Source organism: Acidovorax facilis (assembly GCF_023913775.1).
Classification (GTDB): domain Bacteria; phylum Pseudomonadota; class Gammaproteobacteria; order Burkholderiales; family Burkholderiaceae_C; genus Acidovorax; species Acidovorax facilis.
Genome location: NZ_JAMXAX010000249.1, coordinates 1 through 2351, shown reverse-complemented (window position 1 = coordinate 2351; position 2351 = coordinate 1). Strand labels below are relative to the sequence as shown.

The window sequence follows — 2351 nt, the reverse complement described above, 5'->3', positions numbered from 1 at the left end:
ACCCACCGATAATCCCCCGATGCGTTTTTCTCCTCGTGCCATCGGCCTGCTGGCGGCGGTCGTGACGGTCACCATCTGGACGGGTTTCATCGTCATTGCCCGCGCCTCGGCCCAGCGCACACTCACCCCGTTCGACATTGCACTGCTGCGTATCGTGGGCGCCAGCCTGGTCCTGCTGCCCTGGGGCTGGTGGATGGTGCGGCGGCGCACCGCAGCCCTGGGCGCTGATGCCCCGCCCTCCAGCCTGGCAGGCCTATCGCCATTGCCGCTGCGCACCACGGCGCTGCTGGGCAGCTTTGGTGGCCTGCTCTACGCCATGCTGGCCTATGCGGGGTTCTTCCATGCACCCGCGACCCACGCGGCGGTGCTCATGCCTGGCAGCCTGCCGCTGTGGACAGCATTGTTGGCTGCCTGGCTGCTGCGCGACCACATCACGCCCCTGCGCGCGGCGGGCTTGGCGCTGATCGTGGCAGGCGACCTGCTGGTGGGCGGGCGGAGCCTGCTGGCGGCATTTTCGGGCGGTGATGTGTGGAAGGGCGACGTGCTGTTCATGCTGGCCGCCTCATGCTGGGCCACCTACAGCGTGCTGGCCCGGCGCTACGCCGTGGACGCCGTGCAGGCCACCATCGCCATCACCGCGTTTGCCTGCTTGGTCTATGTCCCCAGCTACGCGCTGCTGATAGCGCTGGGTGCTGTGACCAGCCACCTGGCCATTGCGCCGTGGAGCGAGATCGTCTTTCACATGGCGTTCCAAGGTGGCGGGTCGGTGGTGATCTCGGGCATTGGCTTCACCCGCATGATCCAGCACTATGGCCCGGTGCGCTCCACCATGATCACGGCCCTGGTGCCCGGCCTCTCGGCCATCGGCGCGGTGATTTTTCTGGACGAGCCGATGTACTGGAACCTCGTCGCGGGCCTGCTGCTGGTGACTGCCGGTATCCTGCTGGGCGTGCTGCGCAAGAGCCAGGCGGGCATGGCCGCCATCCCGTCCACGCCCGCCTCTGGCCGCACCGCCCCCTGACCCCTTTTGCCGCGCAAACCCCTTGGTCCCATGAATCTGCTTGCTTTCGACACCAGCACCGACACCCTATCCATCGCCGTCCAGCACGGTGATGCCGTGTGGCAGCACACGGGTCCCGGGGGCGCGCAAGCATCGGCCACCCTGATCCCGAAGGTGCGCAGCCTGATGGCACAAGCTGGCCTGTCGTTCGACACGCTGGAGGCCATTGTGTTTGGCCGGGGCCCAGGCTCCTTCACCGGCCTACGCACCGCCTGCGCCGTGGCCCAGGGGCTGGCGTTTGGCGCGCGCGGGGGCCAGGGTGTGCCGGTGCTGCCCGTGGACACCCTGCTGGCCGTGGCCGAGGAAGCGCGCCACGCGCACGGCTGCACGCAGGTGGTGGCGGTGCTGGACGCGCGCATGGACGAGGTCTACCACGCGCGCTGCGAATGGGTCGCCGCCCAGGGCCGCTGGCACACCGAGGCCGACTTTGGCCTCGGCGCACCGGAATCCGTGCTTGCCCCCGCAGGGTGGACGGTGGCGGGCAATGCGCGCACGCCCTATGGCGAGCGGCTGGCGCCCATGGCCGCCCACGTGGCCGCGCTGCCCACAGCCACGGCGCTGCTGCGCCTGGCACCGGCCTTGCTGGCAGCGGGCGAAGGTGTGCCGGCCAGCGATGCGCTGCCGCGCTACATCCGCGATAAAGTGGCACAAACCACCGCCGAGCGGGCTGCGCTGCGCGCCGCCCAGGCGGTGCCCGCTCCTCTGTGAATCCTATCTGCCAGACCCCATGAGCGCCCTGCCCACCCCGCCTGCCGGCGCGCCCGAGGCGCGCTTTGAAGCCCTCACGCTCGCGCGGCTGGATGCCGTGCTGGCGGTGGAACAACGTGCCTATTCGCACCCCTGGACACGCGGCAATTTCACCGATGCCATGGCCTCGGGCTACCAGGCACAGGTGCTGATGGCGGACGAACACCTGCTCGGCTACTTCGTGGCCATGATGGGGGTGGACGAGGTGCACCTGCTCAACATCACCGTCACCCCCGAGTTCCAGCGCCAGGGCTGGGCGCGGGTGCTGCTGGACGCGCTGGCCCTGTGGTCACGCGGGCGCGGCGCCCAGTGGCTGTGGCTGGAGGTGCGCGTGAGCAACCTGCGCGCCCAGCACATTTACCAGACACACGGGTTCCGACGCGTGGGCGAACGCAAGCGCTACTACCCCGCTGACCTGGGCCAGCGCGAAGATGCCGTGGTCATGAGCCTGGCACTGTGAGCAACACCTTCAACCGGCCCTTTTTTCCATGAGCCTTCACCTCGATGCGCGGCAGCGCGCCATGCTGCAAGAAATGGGCGTCAC

General features: G+C 69.1%; 3 protein-coding genes. All 3 read left to right on the top strand.

Annotation, left to right across the window (positions count from 1 at the left end; genetic code table 11):
* Positions 1-19 precede the first annotated feature (19 nt).
* The 3 genes from NFX52_RS29820 to rimI are packed head-to-tail and all read left to right on the top strand — an operon-like array spanning position 20 to position 2267.
* On the top strand, positions 20-1021 hold the full coding sequence (locus NFX52_RS29820) for a DMT family transporter (protein ID WP_055395460.1): 1002 nt from the start codon (positions 20-22) through the stop codon (positions 1019-1021).
* Between the two features lie 30 nt (positions 1022-1051).
* Positions 1052-1768: a tRNA (adenosine(37)-N6)-threonylcarbamoyltransferase complex dimerization subunit type 1 TsaB gene (gene tsaB / locus NFX52_RS29815; RefSeq protein WP_055395462.1), complete on the top strand. Its 717-nt coding sequence runs from the start codon at positions 1052-1054 to the stop codon at positions 1766-1768.
* Positions 1769-1787: 19 nt separating this feature from the next.
* Entirely contained in the window at positions 1788-2267 is a 480-nt protein-coding gene (rimI, locus tag NFX52_RS29810; RefSeq protein WP_055395464.1) for a ribosomal protein S18-alanine N-acetyltransferase, read from the top strand.
* The last annotated feature ends 84 nt before the right edge of the window (positions 2268-2351 follow it).